The sequence below is a fragment of the Anaerococcus sp. NML200537 genome, assembly GCF_026131715.1.
Taxonomy (GTDB): domain Bacteria; phylum Bacillota; class Clostridia; order Tissierellales; family Peptoniphilaceae; genus Anaerococcus; species Anaerococcus kampingae.
Genome location: NZ_JAMXSL010000044.1, coordinates 1 through 16113, shown reverse-complemented (window position 1 = coordinate 16113; position 16113 = coordinate 1). Strand labels below are relative to the sequence as shown.

Genomic DNA, 16113 nt, shown 5'->3' with positions numbered 1-16113 from the left:
ATATTATTAAGAATTTTAAAGATTCATTCTTATGATAGGAAAACCTGATGAAGCCTATCAAAAAGGCCAGCTATTTTTTTAGCTGGTCTTTTCTCTTTATAAAAATTCTACTTCATTTTCTCCAATAACTACAGAAGGCACTCCTGCCCTGTGGGCTGCCCTTACATCAGCATAGCCATCTAGGGTGTCCCTATATTTTAGAAATAGCTTAAGGCTTGGCATGGATGATGTGATATTTACCATGTCGTATTCTGCGTATTTTTCTTGGTTTTCCTTGGCTTCTGCTAGGATAGTTGCACAATCTGGGCAGAGGTCGCTTACAAAAAGTATCTTATCTTTCATTTTTTATCCTTTCATATTCTACATATTTAAAGCTAAGTCCATTTTCAAAAATTGGATCAGACTCACTTTTTATCCTAAAATTAGGATCTGCATCGAAATTGTGAAGGAAAATTTCTGCAGGTCTTGTGGCATCAATCTTTGTAATGATGGCTCCATCGCAATAATCTATAAGCAGGTCTACAAGTTCAGCCCCTCCAATTAGGAAAGTTTCCTTATCGAGATTTTTTACATAAGAAAGAAGGCTAGCTATGTCATTAAAGACCTTAGCACCCTCTCTTTTTAGATTTTTATCTCTAGATAAAATCAGATTTTCCCTACCTGGTAGGGCCCTGCCCATTGAATCGAAGGTCTTCCTTCCCATAATTAAAACCGATCCCATGGTCGTATTTTTAAAGTTGGCAAGATCTGTCTTTATGTCATAAAGCATCTTATTATCCTTGCCTATGGCCCAATTTTTATCAACTGCTAAAATTACCTTCATAATCCCTCCGATTTATTTATACCCAAGAAAGATAGAAAATAAATAGTAAAGTGTAAGGAGAAAGAGGTAGATATGAAAAATAAATTATGGCAAATCTTTAAGTCAACCTTCTATCTTTCAGCCTTCACCTTTGGAGGTGGTTATGTAATCATAACCCTTATGAAAGATAGTTTTGTCGATAAATTAAAATGGATAGATGAAGAGCAAATGCTCGATATGACAGCCATAGCCCAGTCGGCACCAGGAGCTGTCGCAATCAATGCATCTGTGGTTGTAGGCTATGAAATAGGAGGGATCCCTGGCATGGTCGTTGCAATCCTTGGCACAAGCCTACCACCCCTTATAATCATATCGGTAATTTCGATGTTTTATCAGGCCTTCATCTCAAATATTTATATAGCAACCTTTCTAAAGGGCATGCAGGCAGCCATTGCCGCTCTGATTTTTAAGGTATCTTACGACATGAGTAAGGATATCCTAAAGGAAGGGTCAAAAATTGCCCCAATCATAATGGTGGCAGCCTTTATAGCAGCCTTTATTTTTAAGGTCAATATTGTCTATATAATCTTAAGCCTGATAGTCCTTGGCACAATAAGTTCGATTATTGAAAGGAGAAAGCATGCTTCTTAAATTATTTATAAGCTTTATAAAAATCGGCCTCTTCTCCTTCGGGGGAGGCTATGCAGCCCTACCCCTCATCCAACAAGAGGTAGTGGTAGAAAATGCCTGGCTTGGAGCTAGCGAATTTAACGACCTAATCACCATCAGCCAAATGACACCAGGACCTATTGCCATAAATTCCGCAACCTTTGTAGGAACGAGGGTTGCAGGACTTGCTGGAGCGATCGTAGCCACAGCCGGCTGCATCCTACCATCGGCAATAATTGTGGGAATTCTTTCATATTTTTACAAAAAATATAAGGATTTGGCCCTTATAGAAAATATCTTAAAATACCTAAGGCCAGCCATAGTGGTGATGATCCTTATAGCAGGAATAGATATTGGAAAAACTGCTCTTTTTGGCGAAATGCCCCCATCATTTGAGGCTATAGATATAAAAATGCTTGGAATATTTCTAGGTTCGCTGATTATTATGCTAAAAAAAGACCTAGACCCAATAAAAGTGATGCTAGCGGGCGGATCAGTCTATTTGTTTTTGAATTTTATCTTTTAAATATTTTTTTACAAAACGGCAAAATTTTTGCCGTTTTTGTCTTTATCTTCTTATTTTTTGGGTATAAAGATAATGAATACGATTGTAAACTTGGCTTATTTTTTAAATTTTTAAAGATTTTTTTAAATATCTATTGACAAGAGCGTTTTCATCGTATATACTTTTAATTGAGGAGACCTGTAAGCGGTTACATTTTATTTTCAAGATGTAAGGATTTTTGAAAGAGGTAAGAATGGATATTTACGATATTGCGAAAAAATCAGGTTACTCTACTGCTACGGTTTCTAGGGTTATTAATAATTCAAAGAATGTGAGCGACAAGGCTAGGAGGATTATCGAGGAGATTATCAAGGAATCTGGCTACAAACCTAATAGGGTTGCAAGGTCCCTTGCCAAGAAATCTACCCAGCTGATTGGGATTATGGTTCCTGATATTAGGGGATATTTTGAATCTCAATCAGCCTATGAGCTTGAAAAGATTTTGACTGATAAGGGTTACACTACGATTTTGTGTGTGACGACTGATGAGCTTAGTAGAAAGCTTGCCTATCTTGATGTTTTGATTGAAAATCAGGTTGAGGCTATTATCGGTGTCGGTTCTACCTATGAGGAAGATAAGTTTTATAAGGAACTTTCTGAATTATCCAACGATATTCCGACAGCTTTATTGAATGTTGTTAGCAGGGATAGGGTTGATTCTATTGTTAATGTCTATATTGACGAAGCTGATGCTATGGATAAGACTGTGGGGCTTCTACATAAGTCATCTTGCAAGAAGATTCTTTATGTATCCCTTGATACCGGTTTTACTTCTAGGTCGTATCTAGCAAAGAAGGCTGGTTTTATCGAGGCTCTTGATAAGTATTATGGATCTAGTGATTTCCATGAATTTAAGATTAAAGATTTTGATAAGGATTTTGATAAGCTGATGTCTTTTCTTAAGGAAAACCCTACTTTTGATGCTATCCAATTTGAACTTGATAGCCTTGCGGTTGTGGCTTATAAGTATCTGGCTAAGGAAGGCTTTAAGGTTCCTGAAGATTTGGCCCTTATCGGTTTTGATAATATCCAGGCGACTAATTACACTAACCAAGCTATTACTTCTGTTGATCAAAGGATTAGCGACCAGGTTAATATTGCAGTAGATAATTTGATGAAGCTTTTAGAAAATGATGATTCAGCCAATACTAATATTGTTTTAAAGGCTAAACTTGTTGAAAAAGAGACGACTATTTGATTTTGTTATATGAAGTCGAAGGACTTTTATTATAAATTGTGCTTAGGTTAAAGGAGGAGAACACCTATGAAAATGACATTTAGACACTATGGTAACGATGACCCTATATCATTAGAGTATATCGCTCAAATTCCAGGAGTTACTGGGGTTATGGTGATGATGAATGAATGGGAAGCAGGAGAAGTTTGGGAGAAGGATGTCTTCCAGGAATATGTTGACAAATGCCATGCAGTAGGGCTTGAATGTGAGATTATCGAGTCTATCAACGTTCACGAAGATATCAAGATGGGTCTTCCAAGTCGTGATAAGTATATCGAAAATTACAAACAGTCCCTAAGAAATGTCGCTGCTTGTGGAGTTAAGACAGTAATTTACAACTTCATGCCAGTGTTTGACTGGGTTAAGACAGAACTTTACAAGGTTCTTCCTGATGGATCAAATACCCTTGCTTTTGACCAAGCCAAGGTAGAAGGCCTAAGCCCACGTGATATGGTAAATGAAATCCTTGATGGAGCAGGAAACTTCGAGCTTCCAGGTTGGGAACCAGAAAGACTTGCCCAATTAGAAGAAGTTTTAGATAAATATAAGGATATCGATGAAGATAAATTAAGAGAAAACTACAAATACTTCCTTGAAGGAATTATCCCAACATGTGAAGAAGTAGGCATCAAGATGGCTGTTCACCCAGATGATCCAGCTTGGCCAATCTTTGATATTCCAAGAATCACATCTACTCCAGAAGACTTAGAAAAAATCGTAAACCTAGTAGACAGCCCATCAAATACACTTTGTATCTGTACAGGTTCCCTAGGATCTAGAGTAGAAAATAATGTTGCTGAAATAATTGCTGACTTTACCAAGAGAGGAAAAGTTGGAGCAATACACGCTAGAAACATCAAGTTTACTGGCGAAAAACAATTCTACGAATCAGCTCACCTTTCTAAATGCGGTTCTCTAGATATGTATGAAATAATGAAAGCCCTTCACGACAATGGCTTTGACGGCTACCTAAGACCAGACCACGGCAGAATGATCTGGGGTGAAGAGGGTAGAGCAGGCTATGGCTTATATGACAGAGCCCTTGGTGTTGCTTACCTAAACGGTCTATGGGAAGCACTCGATAAAAAAGATAGATAAAGCAAAGTAACTAGGCCCTTGGCCTAGGACTTTGAATGTAAAAATATAAGAAAGCGAGGTCTTATGAAGAAATTTTTAGATGATAATTTTATGATTCAAAACGAATTTGGCCAAAATCTTTACCATAAATATGCCAAAGATATGCCAATATTCGACTTCCACTGCCACCTAGAGGCAGAGGAGATTTACGAAAATAAAAACCTTCCATCAATTACTTATGCTTGGCTTGGTGGAGACCATTACAAGTGGAGAGTAATGAGAGCTAATGGTATTGATGAAAAATACATCACAGGCGATGCAGATGATTTTGCAAAATTCGAAAAATATGCAGAGATTATGCCAAAGCTAATAGGCAATCCAATCTACCACTGGACCCACCTAGAGCTTAAAAACTACTTTGGCATAGACTATCCACTAAATAAGGATAATGCAAGAGAAGTATTTGATAAGTGTAATGAAATTCTTGCCAAAGATGAATATAGACCAAGAGGCCTAATAGAGATGAGCAATGTAGCTGCAGTTTGTACCACAAATGACCCAGCAGAAGAGCTCAAATATCACAAGCTTTTAGCAGAAGATGAAAGCTTTAAAACAAAAGTAATCCCAGCTTACAGACCAGACAATGCTCTTTATATCGAAAAAGAAGGCTTTGCTGACTATATCAAGAAACTTTCTGATGCATCAGGCATTGAAATTAAAAACTACACAGATATCAAAAAAGCCCTTGTAAATAGGATGGAATATTTTAAAGAACTAGGCTGCATGGCTTCAGACCAAGCTTTTGCCTTTATCCCTTACAAGAGAGCAAGCGAAGAAGAGCTTAATGAGATAGTAGAAAAGAAACTTTCTGGAAAGAATGTTTGCCCTGAATGCGAAGAAAAATACAAGACAGAAATGGCTATTTTCTTAGCAAAAGAATACAAAAAACTTGACTGGGCAATGGAAATCCACGTAGGGGTTATAAGAAATAACTCTAAGGTCCTCTTTGACAAACTTGGAGCAGATGTGGGCGGAGATGCACAAAACGACCTAGCTTATGCAGAAAATTATGCAAATCTTCTTTCAGCCTTTGAAGAAAATGATGGCCTACCAAGACTCTTGGTATTCCCACTAAATCCAAAAGACAACTATCCAATAGCAACAGTTGGCGGATCCTTCAATAGGGCCAATGACAATGGCATGCAAGATGTCCAACTTGGTACAGCTTGGTGGCACTTAGACCACAAAGAAGGCATGATTGAGCAAATGAAAGTCTTCTCATCAGTAGGAGTTCTTGCAAACTTTGTAGGCATGCTTACAGACTCAAGGTCCTTCCTATCATATCCAAGACACGAATACTTCAGACGTATCCTATGTGACTTTGTAGGTGGCCTAGTAGAAACTGGCGAATATCCAGCCGATGAAGAATTTTTAGGCAAGGTAATCCAAGATATTTGCTATAACAACGCAATCAAATTTATAAAAATAGACTTATAAAAAGGCGAGGGCCTTTGCCAGAAAAAAAGACAAAAGCCTTTAGAAAATAAAAATAAAGGAGCATATATGAGTAAAATTCAAACAATTTCAAGAGTCCTAGAACTAGGAATAGTTCCAGTAGTAAGAGCAGAATCAGCAGACCAAGCAATCGAGTATTGTAAGGGTCTATTAGATGGTGGAATCAACACATTAGAAGTAACCTTTACAATTCCAAACGCTATAGAAGTATTCCAAAGAATCCAAAAGGAACTTCCAGCTGATACCCTACTAGGAGCAGGTACAGTTCTAGATCCAACAACAGCAAGACTAGCAATAATGAACGGAGCTAAATTTATAGTTTCTCCATCATTTGACAAAGAAGTTGCAAAAATGTGCAACATCTACAACATCCCTTACATGCCAGGCTGCGTAACACCAGCAGAAATGCTTGAAGCATATAAATACGGAGTAGATATCATCAAACTATTCCCAGGATCCCTTCCAGGACCATCATATGTAAAAGCAATCCACGGCCCATACCCACACTTCCAAATCATGCCAACAGGCGGTGTAAGCCTTGAAAACATCAAAGACTGGTTTGATGCAGGCGTAGTAGCAGTAGGAGCAGGCTCAAACCTAGTTAAGGGCAGCAGAGAAGAAATAGCACAAAAATCAAGAGAATATTTAGAAAAAATTGCGGAGGTAAGAAAATAATGAGTAAAAAAGTAGTAACACTTGGCGAGATAATGCTAAGACTTTCAACACCAGGATATGAGAGATTTGTACAAGCAAATAGCTTTGATGCTATCTATGGTGGTGGAGAAGCAAACGTAGCAGTTTCACTAGCAAACTATGGTTTTGATGCATACTTTGTAACAAAACTTCCAACACATGAAATCGGACAAGCAGCAGTAAACTCCCTCAGAAGATACGGCGTAAACACAAACTATATCGTAAGAGGCGGAGATAGGGTTGGTATCTACTACTCAGAAACAGGCGCTTCATCAAGACCATCAAAGGTAATCTATGACAGAAGCAACTCTGCAATAGCTGAAGCAAAGGCAAGCGAATTTGACTTTAAAGAAATCTTTAAAGATGCTAAATGGTTCCATACATCAGGAATCACACCAGCAATCTCAAAAGAAGGCGCAGAAATCACAAAAGAAGCAATGAAGGCTGCTAAAGCTGCAGGTGCAAAGGTATCAATCGACCTTAACTACAGGGCTAAGCTATGGACACCAGAAGAAGCTCAAAAGGTAATGAGAGATTTAATGCAATATGTAGACGTATGTATAGGAAATGAAGAAGACGCATCATTATCACTAGGCTTTACACCAAAAGGCCTAGATGTAACAAGCGGTAAGCTAGATGTAGAAGCATATCATGAAATCTTCAAACAAATGAAAGAAGAATTCGGCTTTGAAATGATCGCATCAAGCTTAAGAGAATCATACTCAGCATCTGATAATGGCTGGTCAGCCCTAATCTATGATGGAAAAGACTTCCACAAAGCTCCACAATACGATGTAAGAATCGTAGACAGAGTAGGCGGCGGCGACAGCTTCGCAGCAGGACTAATCACAGGCCTACTAGATGGCAAATCTCCAGCAGATGCCCTTGACTTTGGTGTAGCAGCATCAGCTCTAAAACACACAATCAAAGGCGACTACAACCACATGTCTAGAGAAGAAGTAGAAGTACTTGTAGGCGGTGACACATCAGGAAGAGTTCAAAGATAAGATAGAAGAACGGGAGTATTCCTATCGGAGCAAAGATAAAATCCAAAAACGCTTATCCGACTGCGGAAATTTAGAAATTCTAAAACTCATAATTCTGTAAATTGCAAACTCGCTAACGCTCAAACAGTGCGATTTACGGGCGAATTATTTCCTTTTGAATTTCTTGAAATTTCCTCCGAACGGAACGCTTACTTTTGGATTTTATCAGATAATCAACAAACTTAGGGAGGGCCATCCCCTCCCTAGCTTTACAAAATATTGGCAAACGCTTTCGCGAACTAAAAACGATTGGTATATATTACTTATCATTAATAAAAGAGTAAAAGGAGAAAAAAATGGCAGATAGAAAATTAAAATTCGGAATAATTGGTTTTGGTACAGAAGGTTCAATGTATGGTAACTTCATCTCAAAAGATATGGTACCAAATGTAGAAGTAACAGCAGTATGTGATATAGACAAAGAAAAACTTGAAAAAGCTAAGGAACTTTTCCCAGAAGCAGCAATATTTGAAGACTATAGAGAAATGATAGATTCAGGACTTGTAGAAGGAATCGTAACCTGCGTACCTCACTATCTTCACCCAGAAATGGCAATCTATGGCCTCGAGCATGGAGTAAATGTTCTAAACGAAAAACCAGCAGGTGTTTATACCAAACAAGTAAAAGAGCTAAACGAAGTAGCTAAAAAATCTGATAAGGCTTATGCTTTATTTTTCAACCAAAGAACAAACCCACTTTACAGAAAATTAAAAGAAATTCTAGATTCTGGAGAACTAGGCCCAATCAGAAGAACCAACTGGATTATCACAACTTGGTGGAGACCAGATGCTTATTACAAGCAATCTGAATGGAGAGCAACCTGGGGCGGCGAAGGTGGTGGAGTCCTTGTAAACCAAGCACCACACCAACTAGACCTAATCCAATGGATGACAGGTGCACCAGATAGGGTATATGCAAGCGTCCACTACGGTTACCAAAGAGACATAGTAGTAGATGACCAAGTACACTTCATAATGGAATATGATGATGGAAGAACAGGCGTATTTGTAACAAACACCAACGAAATCATAGGTACAGACAGACTAGAAATCGTATGTGACGGCGGAAAAATCGTAGTAGATGACTCTAAAAAGGCAACAATCTATAGACTAAAAGAAACAGAAAACGACCTAAACGCAAGAATGACTGTAGAAGATGTAAGAATGCTCTTTGCAGGTCAAATGAAATTTGATGAACTATTTGATGTAGAAGTAATCGAAGAAAACTCAGTTTGGGGCGGCCAACACTGTGAAGTAATGAGAAACTTTGCAGCTCATATCCTAGACGGTGAAGAGCTTTTAGCAAATGGAGCAGAAGGAATCAACGGCGTAAGACTAGCAAACGCTGTTCACCTATCAAGCTGGTTAGGCGAGCCTGTAAGCGTAAAAGACTTTGATGATGACAAATACCTAGATATGTTAAACGAAAAAATCAGAGAAGAAGGAAAATTCGAAGAAAGAAAGTAAGGCTATGCTAAAAGTTGGAGTAATTGGACTAGGGACAGTATCTCCCATCCACCTACACTCAATAAATCAATCGCCACACGCAAGACTTGCAGCGGTTTGCGATATAGATACAGACCTTGCTCAGAAAAAGTGTGATGCCACTCATTGTGACATCACACCAATCTATAGCGATTATAAGGAAATGATAGATAAGGAAGAGTTAGATGTAGTTCACATCTGCCTTCCTCACTATCTCCACGCCAAGGTAGCAAAATATGCCCTAGATAAGGGACTTCACGTATTTTGCGAAAAGCCAGTAGATGTTGGATATAAAGAGACAAAAGCCCTCTATGATCACTATATGAAATACAAGGATAAGCAAAAACTTGGTATCTGCTTCCAAAACCGCTACAACAAGACAGTGGTAAAACTAAAAGAAGAACTTGAAAAGAACAAAGAAGAAGTCTTTGGAGTAAAAGGACTTGTCACCTGGTTTAGGGACATGGCCTATTATAAGCAGGCCCCATGGAGAGGTACAAAAAAGGAAGCTGGAGCTGGAGTAATAATCAACCAAGCAATCCACACCCTAGACCTCATGGCCTATGTGACAGGCAAGAATTGGAAAAGCCTAACAGCCACCCTATCGAAGTTAATGAATAAGGAAATCGAAGTAGAAGATACAGCAAGCGCCTTTATCAAATACGAAGACGGGGTAAACGGCTTATTCGTAGCAACAAACGCCTACTCAATCACAGATTCCATAGAGCTTCAAGTAATAACACAAAAGCAAAAATACACTATAAAAGAAAACAGACTATTTGATAGACACTTAAATCTGCTAGCAGAAGATGACAAATCAGACCAAACCAAGGACTATTACGGGGCAGGTCACGAAAAGCTAATCAACAAATTTTATGAGGCAATCATAAATGACACAGATGATTATTGTGACCTAGCTGATGCGATGGAAACCATGCAAATTATCCAAGCAATGATGGACTCATCAGAAACTGGCAAGGAAATAAAGAAAGAGGACATAGTAAATGACTAAAATTGGAGTACAAGCATCAACAGTAGTTGATGCATTCAAAGAAATTGGACCTTACGAAACTTTCAAAAAACTCAACGAAATCGGCTACAAATCAGTAGAAGTATCCCAAGTTGAGACAAGCAAGGAAAACATTGACCAAATCATAAGAGCCTGCAAGGACTTTGACATGGAAGTAGCTTCAATGTCAGCAGCAGTAGAGTCAATGTTTCCTGGCCAAGAATCCCTTGACACTGACTTTGACAAAATCGTAGCAGATTGTAAGGCTGTAGGCACAGACCTACTAAGAATAGGAATGCTTCCATTTGATAAGATGGCAAGCCTAGAAAAGGCAATCGAATTTGCAAAAAAAGCTAACGACTTTGCCCTAAAATTAAAAGAAGAAGGCATCAAGCTTTACTACCACAACCACCACGTAGAATTTGTAAGATATGACGGCAAATATCTCTTAGATATCATAGCAGAAAATGCTCCAGAGCTAGGCTTTGAGCTAGATGTTCACTGGGTACAAAGAGGTGGAGAAAATCCTGTAAATATTCTAAAGAAATACGCAGGCAAGGTAGAACTAGTCCACCTAAAAGACTACGAAGTAATGCCACTAACCATGGAAGATGTAGACTTATTAAGGACAGATATGGAAGCCTTCAGACTTGCCTTTGACAACAGGGTAAGATTTGCACCACTAGGCCAAGGATCACTTCCACTAAAAGAGTGTGCAGACCAAGCCATAGCATCAGGTTGTAGATACTTACTAGTAGAACAAGACTCATCCTACGGTAGAGATCCATTTAATGAACTAAAAATCTCTTATGATTGGTTAGTAGCAAATGGCTATGGAGACCTATTCTAATGGCAGTAAATAAAAAAGACGGCATGAACTACGCTCCAGTTGGCAAAGCCAACAAGGTAGTAGAAGATGGCCAGTTTAAGGTAGCAGTAGCTGCCTTAGACCATGGCCATATCTACGGCATGTGCAATGGCCTAAAAGAAGCTGGAGCAAATATAGTTTATGTCTATGACAAAGACCCTAAAAAAATCGAAGAATTTAGAGAAAAATTCCCAGAAGCTCAGGCGGTAGATTCTCTTGATACAATCCTAGAAGACCCAGAAATCAAGATGGTAGCAGCAGCGGCCATCCCAAATCTAAGGAGCGCCCTAGGTAATAAAGTTATGAGGGCAGGCAAGGATTATTTCACAGACAAGACCGGTTTTACAAGCCTAGACCAGCTAGCAGAAACTAAAAAAGTCTATGAAGAAACAGGCAAGAGATACTTTGTCTACTTCTCAGAAAGGCTACACGTAGAAGGAGCAATCCTTGCAGGAGAATTAATCAAAGAAGGAAGGATTGGAAAAGTCCTCCAAGTAACAGGATTTGGCCCACACAGCCTAAATAAGGAAAGCCGTCCAGATTGGTTTTTCAAAAAAGAAGAGTACGGCGGAATCCTAGCAGACATAGGAAGCCACCAAATCGAACAATTTTTATATTACACTGGCAATGATGATGCAAAGGTCATTTCAGCTAAGGTAGCAAATTACAATAACCCAGACACACCAGAGCTAGAAGACTACGGCGATGCGACCCTAGTAGGTGAAAATGGAGCAACCTTCTTCTACAAGGTCCACTGGTTTAGCCCAAAGGGACTTTCAACTTGGGGAGATGGCAGGACCTTCATTACAGGCACAAAAGGCTATATAGAAGTTAGAAAATATACAAATGTAGGCGAAGAAGCTACAGGCGATCATGTATTTGTAGTAGATGAAAATGGGGAAGAGCATATAAGAGCCAATGGCAAAGTAGGCTTCCCATTCTTCGGGGAAATGATTCTAGATTCTCTAAATGGCACAGAAAATGCTATGACCCAAGAGCATATATTCAAGGCCCAAGAGCTTTGCTTACTATGCCAAGATCAAGCAGAAATTATTAAAGCGAACTTATAAAATAGAGGGAATATTATGAATAAGAATATAAAACCGTTTGGCATTAAAGATAAGATAGGTTACGCCTTTGGTGATATAGGTAACAACTTTACCTTCACTCTAGTATCATCCTTTTTAATGTTATTCTATACCAACGTTTGGGGAATTGACCCAAAAGTTGTAGGTGGACTATTTTTCGTATCAAGATTAGTAGATGCCTTCACAGATGTAGGTATGGGAACAATCGTAGATAGATTTGCCGGTAATAAGGACGGTAAATTTAGACCATTTATGAAATGGGGAGCAGTTCCAGTAGCAGTTGCAGGCTTCTTGCTCTTCCAAACAGGATTTAAAGACTTTGACTACGGAATGAAAGTAATCATAATGTATGCAACCTACATTCTTTGGGGTTCATTATGCTATACCTTTATAAACATTCCTTATGGATCCATGGCATCAGCTATCACACCAGAAGCTGACCAAAGAACAGAATTATCCACATTTAGAACCCTAGGTGCTACAATTGCAATGCTAGTAATTGGTACCCTAACACCATACTTATTATATCAAAAAGTCCCTGGCCAAGCAGACGTCTTGTTAGAAGAAAGATTCCCAGTAGTAGCAGGCTTATACGGACTTATGGCAATAGCATCCTACCTTCTTTGCTATAAACTTGTAACAGAAAGAGTAGATATAGCTAGAGAATCAGGCGGAGAAAAGGAAAGCATTATATCAGGTATAGGAAATGTCTTAAACAAGAGATCCCTCCTATCAATAATCCTAGTATCAATCTGTCTACTACTAGGTATGCTTCTAATCGGTTCAATGAACGCTTATGTTTATGGAACCTACTTTGGTAACTCAACAGGTATGCAATTAGCAGGCCTTGTAACAACCCTACCAATGCTAGTAACAGCACCAACAGCCATGAAACTTGGCCAAAAGATTGGTAAAAAAGAAGCGACAATTATCGGTTTATTCGGTTCAGGAGCAATTTACTTTATACTTTATGTATTAAAAGTTAAAAATATGTATGTCTTCCTAGCAGGAGCAGGAATTGCTTACGTATTCTTAGGCATCTTCAACACCCTAACCTGGGCAATGATTACAGACGTAATAGATGACCTAGAAATCAAAAATGGAGTCAGAGATGACGGAAAAGTATACGCTATCTACTCATTTGCTAGAAAATTAGGCCAAGCCTTCGCAGGTGGTCTAGGTGGTTTTGCCCTATCAGCAGTAGGATTTGTAAAAGGCGCTGCAACCCAAACACCAGAAGTAGCCCTAGGAATCTACAACATAGCAACTCTAATCCCAGCTATAGCACTACCTTTAGGCGGAATAGTGGTACTATTCCTATATCCACTAAGCAAAAAACAAGTTGAAGAAAACAACAAATATCTAGAAGATAAGAGAGAGCTTAAGTAATAAAAAATCGACCTCCTAAGTGGCCCAGCCCAACTGGGGGTCTTTTTTCAAAAATTATAAAGAGAAAGGAAGTCACATGAAAAGACAACCAAAACTAGAAACTAGAAGCAAACATATCCTAGAAGTAGAAGGACTAAAATTTAAAGACCTAAACGATAATGGCGTTCTTGATCCATATGAAGATTGGAGATTAGATTCAGAAACAAGGGCAAGAGATCTTGCAAACAGGATGACTGTAGAAGAGCTTGCAGGAAATATGGTAATAAAAAGCCAAAGAATGGGTCTAGCCCAAGAAGATAAGTCCAAAACAAGCCACGATGGCATCCTAGATGAAGAAGTATACGAAGATAAAAATATCTTTATCGGTCAAATAAACCACGGTTCAACAAAGCACATCAAGGAAATGGGACTAAGACACTTTATCCTAAGAGAAAACTTCTCTGAAGAAGACATAGCAAGATGGGTAAATGCCTTAAATGAAGTGGCAGAAGAAAGCCGTCTAGGTATACCTGTAATAATAGCATCAAACTCAAGAAATGAAAATGCCGAAAGAACCTTCGGAATGAATGATGCAGTAGGAGTATTTACAACATATCCATCAACCCTAGGCCTTGCAGCAGTATATCTAGGAGATAAGGCAAGAAATTACCACCCAGATGGGGACTATGACTATTCAATCTTTAAAGAATTCGGCGAGATAGCAAGAGATGAGTGGAAATATTCAGGCCTTAGAAAAGGCTATATGTACATGCTAGATACAGCCACAGACCCAAGATGGCAAAGATTTTACGGAACCTTCGGTGAAGATGTAGAATTAATCACAAAAGCAGGCGAAGATTTATTAGATGCTTTCCAAGGCGAAGAAGTAAACGAAGAATCAGTAGCCATGACCATGAAGCACTTCCCAGGTGGAGGAGCAAGAGAAAACGGCTTTGACCCTCACTATGCAGAAGGTAAGTTCAACGTTTATAGGACACCAGGCTCTCTAGAAAAATACCATATGCCACCATTTAAGGCAGTAGTAGATAAAAATGTATCATCAATCATGCCTTACTACTCAATCCCTGCCCACGAAAAATCAGCAGTACAAAATTACAAGGGCAAGAGGATTCCGTTTGAGCCAGTAGGCTTCGCCTTCAACGAATACTTCATCCAAAATATTCTAAGAGAAGACATGGGCTTTAAAGGCTACATCAACTCAGACTCAGGTATCCTAGATAACATGGCATGGGGAGTAATGCATCTTGAAAAACAAGACCGTGCAGCCTATGCAGTAAATAACGGGGTAGATTTAATCTCAGACACCAACGAGAGCCACTGGATAATCAAGGCCTATGATGAAGGCAAAATCTCCCACGAAAGACTAGTAGAAGCAAATGTAAGACTCCTAAAAGAAATGTTTGACCTAGGACTCTTCGATGAGAAAACCTACGTAGACCCAGCAAAGGCAAAAGAAATCGTAAGAGATGAGAAAAACCTAGAAAAAGCCTACTCAGCCCACCAAAGATCTGTAGTATTATTAAAAAATAAAGAAAATGCTCTTCCACTAAAGGAAAAAACAAAATTATACTTCGACTACCTTCACAAGGAAGCCGACAAGGCAGAAACCTTTAGAAATGAAGCGCTAAAAGAATTAAAAGATAGGGATGACATCATCCTAGTAGATAGCCCTGAAGAAGCTGAAGCAATCTTTGTACAAATCACACCTAAATCAGGCAACTACTTCTCAGCAACTCCAGGCCTCCTAGAATTAGACCTATGTGAAGAAAAAACAAATAAAGCCCTAGACGGCTCAGAATACACAGAAACAACAGTAGCAAATATAGGAAAATTAGAAGAATACAGAAAGCTAGCAGACAAAAACAATGCAAAACTTCTAGTATCAGTCAACTCAACCATGCCATGGCTATTAGAAAATGCAGAAAAATATGCAGACGTTCTCTTAGCAAACTTCGAAACCTTCATCCCAGCTCAAGTAGATGTATTAGTTGGCAAATTTGCCCCAACAGGCAAACTACCATTCACTTTCCCTAAAAACGAAGCAGTCCTAGCAGTAGATGAAAACGGAATCTGCGCATCTCCAAACGACGTCCCAGGCTACGACAAACACAAATACATGAAAGAAACCTACGCCTACAAAGACGAAGAAGGAAACGAATACAAACTAGGCTACGGCCTAAGCTACTAAAAAAAGCCTGGCTCAGCCAGGCCTACATAGGTAAAAATTTTAAGTAGACCAAAGATAAACAATTGGAAATGAAGCAGATTTAAAATCGAAAGTACCCGTTAAGAAAATCACACTGACAGCTATAATTAAATATAAATACTGTAACTACTGAGACGACAAGTAACTACAAAAAGTACATTTGGACTAGATTGTGATTTTTAGGGGACTTTTGATTTTAAATCACTAAGAACAAGCCTAACCAAATACGAAGTAATCCGCAATACCAAAGAAGATTTTTGAAAAAAATCTTCCTCTTTCGCACTCCGCCTAAGGAGCAGAGGGGGTGTAGCGAAAGGGGGTCTTAGGGGGAACCAGTGAGGGGGTGTAGGACTCCCCAAAAGTTGTAGCTAGAAAAGAGGCTGCAATGAAAAAATATAGTTTAGAATTAAAGAAAAAAGTAATAAAAGAATACGAAGAAGGCGAAATAAGTTTAAATAAATTAGC

15 protein-coding genes are annotated in these 16113 nt (G+C 38.8%); 13 read left to right on the top strand and 2 right to left on the bottom strand.

All coding sequences use genetic code 11. The features are described 5' to 3' along the window. Positions 1–96 precede the first annotated feature (96 nt). Both NH288_RS10125 and NH288_RS10120 read right to left on the bottom strand, forming a co-directional pair. Positions 97–342 carry a hypothetical protein gene (locus NH288_RS10125; RefSeq protein ID WP_265215098.1) on the bottom strand — a complete coding sequence of 82 codons (246 nt, stop codon included), beginning with the start codon at positions 340–342 and terminating at the stop codon, positions 97–99. After that, positions 332–823, bottom strand: a complete 492-nt coding sequence (locus NH288_RS10120) for a dihydrofolate reductase (protein WP_265215097.1) — start codon at positions 821–823, stop codon at positions 332–334. Before NH288_RS10120 ends, NH288_RS10125 begins: the two co-directional genes overlap by 11 nt. 72 nt (positions 824–895) lie before the next feature. Between NH288_RS10120 and NH288_RS10115 the strand changes: the two genes are divergently transcribed. The 13 genes from NH288_RS10115 to NH288_RS10055 all read left to right on the top strand — a co-directional run bounded on the left by NH288_RS10115 (position 896) and on the right by NH288_RS10055 (position 15630). After that, positions 896–1453, top strand: a complete 558-nt coding sequence (locus tag NH288_RS10115) for a chromate transporter (RefSeq protein ID WP_265215096.1) — start codon at positions 896–898, stop codon at positions 1451–1453. Continuing rightward, positions 1443–1997: a chromate transporter gene (locus NH288_RS10110; protein ID WP_265215094.1), complete on the top strand. Its 555-nt coding sequence runs from the start codon at positions 1443–1445 to the stop codon at positions 1995–1997. Before NH288_RS10115 ends, NH288_RS10110 begins: the two co-directional genes overlap by 11 nt. Before the next feature lie 232 nt (positions 1998–2229). Beyond that, positions 2230–3234, top strand: coding sequence for a LacI family DNA-binding transcriptional regulator (locus tag NH288_RS10105; RefSeq protein WP_265215092.1), 1005 nt, complete (start codon positions 2230–2232; stop codon positions 3232–3234). A 66-nt stretch (positions 3235–3300) separates the two neighbouring features. Continuing rightward, the gene (gene uxuA / locus NH288_RS10100; RefSeq protein WP_106461470.1) at positions 3301–4371 is read left to right on the top strand and encodes a mannonate dehydratase; all 1071 of its coding nucleotides are present in this window, start codon (positions 3301–3303) and stop codon (positions 4369–4371) included. Between the two features lie 63 nt (positions 4372–4434). Continuing rightward, positions 4435–5847, top strand: a complete 1413-nt coding sequence (gene uxaC, locus NH288_RS10095; protein ID WP_265215089.1) for a glucuronate isomerase — start codon at positions 4435–4437, stop codon at positions 5845–5847. A 66-nt stretch (positions 5848–5913) separates the two neighbouring features. Beyond that, complete coding sequence (locus NH288_RS10090; protein WP_265215087.1) at positions 5914–6540, top strand: bifunctional 2-keto-4-hydroxyglutarate aldolase/2-keto-3-deoxy-6-phosphogluconate aldolase; 627 nt, start codon at positions 5914–5916, stop codon at positions 6538–6540. Next, positions 6540–7565 carry a sugar kinase gene (locus NH288_RS10085; protein WP_106461473.1) on the top strand — a complete coding sequence of 342 codons (1026 nt, stop codon included), beginning with the start codon at positions 6540–6542 and terminating at the stop codon, positions 7563–7565. The genes NH288_RS10090 and NH288_RS10085 overlap by 1 nt, the downstream gene beginning before the upstream one ends. 335 nt (positions 7566–7900) lie before the next feature. Then, positions 7901–9070: a Gfo/Idh/MocA family protein gene (locus tag NH288_RS10080; protein ID WP_106461474.1), complete on the top strand. Its 1170-nt coding sequence runs from the start codon at positions 7901–7903 to the stop codon at positions 9068–9070. Positions 9071–9074: 4 nt separating this feature from the next. Continuing rightward, positions 9075–10100, top strand: coding sequence for a Gfo/Idh/MocA family protein (locus NH288_RS10075; RefSeq protein ID WP_265215082.1), 1026 nt, complete (start codon positions 9075–9077; stop codon positions 10098–10100). Continuing rightward, complete coding sequence (locus NH288_RS10070) at positions 10093–10947, top strand: sugar phosphate isomerase/epimerase family protein (RefSeq protein ID WP_106461476.1); 855 nt, start codon at positions 10093–10095, stop codon at positions 10945–10947. The genes NH288_RS10075 and NH288_RS10070 overlap by 8 nt, the downstream gene beginning before the upstream one ends. Next, a complete protein-coding gene (locus NH288_RS10065; protein ID WP_265215080.1) occupies positions 10947–12035 on the top strand; it encodes a Gfo/Idh/MocA family protein in 1089 nt (362 codons plus the stop codon). The genes NH288_RS10070 and NH288_RS10065 overlap by 1 nt, the downstream gene beginning before the upstream one ends. 15 nt (positions 12036–12050) lie before the next feature. After that, positions 12051–13442 carry an MFS transporter gene (locus NH288_RS10060; protein ID WP_265215079.1) on the top strand — a complete coding sequence of 464 codons (1392 nt, stop codon included), beginning with the start codon at positions 12051–12053 and terminating at the stop codon, positions 13440–13442. A 76-nt stretch (positions 13443–13518) separates the two neighbouring features. Beyond that, the gene (locus tag NH288_RS10055; RefSeq protein WP_265215078.1) at positions 13519–15630 is read left to right on the top strand and encodes a glycoside hydrolase family 3 protein; all 2112 of its coding nucleotides are present in this window, start codon (positions 13519–13521) and stop codon (positions 15628–15630) included. The last annotated feature ends 483 nt before the right edge of the window (positions 15631–16113 follow it).

Coding starts and splice junctions, on each gene's coding strand:
- NH288_RS10065 (WP_265215080.1), top strand. CDS start 10,947: ATGGCAGTAAATAAAAAAGACGGCATGAACTACGCTCCAGTTGGCAAA.
- NH288_RS10070 (WP_106461476.1), top strand. CDS start 10,093: ATGACTAAAATTGGAGTACAAGCATCAACAGTAGTTGATGCATTCAAA.
- NH288_RS10125 (WP_265215098.1), bottom strand. CDS start 342: ATGAAAGATAAGATACTTTTTGTAAGCGACCTCTGCCCAGATTGTGCA.
- NH288_RS10085 (WP_106461473.1), top strand. CDS start 6,540: ATGAGTAAAAAAGTAGTAACACTTGGCGAGATAATGCTAAGACTTTCA.
- NH288_RS10115 (WP_265215096.1), top strand. CDS start 896: ATGAAAAATAAATTATGGCAAATCTTTAAGTCAACCTTCTATCTTTCA.
- NH288_RS10105 (WP_265215092.1), top strand. CDS start 2,230: ATGGATATTTACGATATTGCGAAAAAATCAGGTTACTCTACTGCTACG.
- NH288_RS10060 (WP_265215079.1), top strand. CDS start 12,051: ATGAATAAGAATATAAAACCGTTTGGCATTAAAGATAAGATAGGTTAC.
- NH288_RS10055 (WP_265215078.1), top strand. CDS start 13,519: ATGAAAAGACAACCAAAACTAGAAACTAGAAGCAAACATATCCTAGAA.
- uxuA (WP_106461470.1), top strand. CDS start 3,301: ATGAAAATGACATTTAGACACTATGGTAACGATGACCCTATATCATTA.
- NH288_RS10075 (WP_265215082.1), top strand. CDS start 9,075: ATGCTAAAAGTTGGAGTAATTGGACTAGGGACAGTATCTCCCATCCAC.
- uxaC (WP_265215089.1), top strand. CDS start 4,435: ATGAAGAAATTTTTAGATGATAATTTTATGATTCAAAACGAATTTGGC.
- NH288_RS10120 (WP_265215097.1), bottom strand. CDS start 823: ATGAAGGTAATTTTAGCAGTTGATAAAAATTGGGCCATAGGCAAGGAT.
- NH288_RS10110 (WP_265215094.1), top strand. CDS start 1,443: ATGCTTCTTAAATTATTTATAAGCTTTATAAAAATCGGCCTCTTCTCC.
- NH288_RS10090 (WP_265215087.1), top strand. CDS start 5,914: ATGAGTAAAATTCAAACAATTTCAAGAGTCCTAGAACTAGGAATAGTT.
- NH288_RS10080 (WP_106461474.1), top strand. CDS start 7,901: ATGGCAGATAGAAAATTAAAATTCGGAATAATTGGTTTTGGTACAGAA.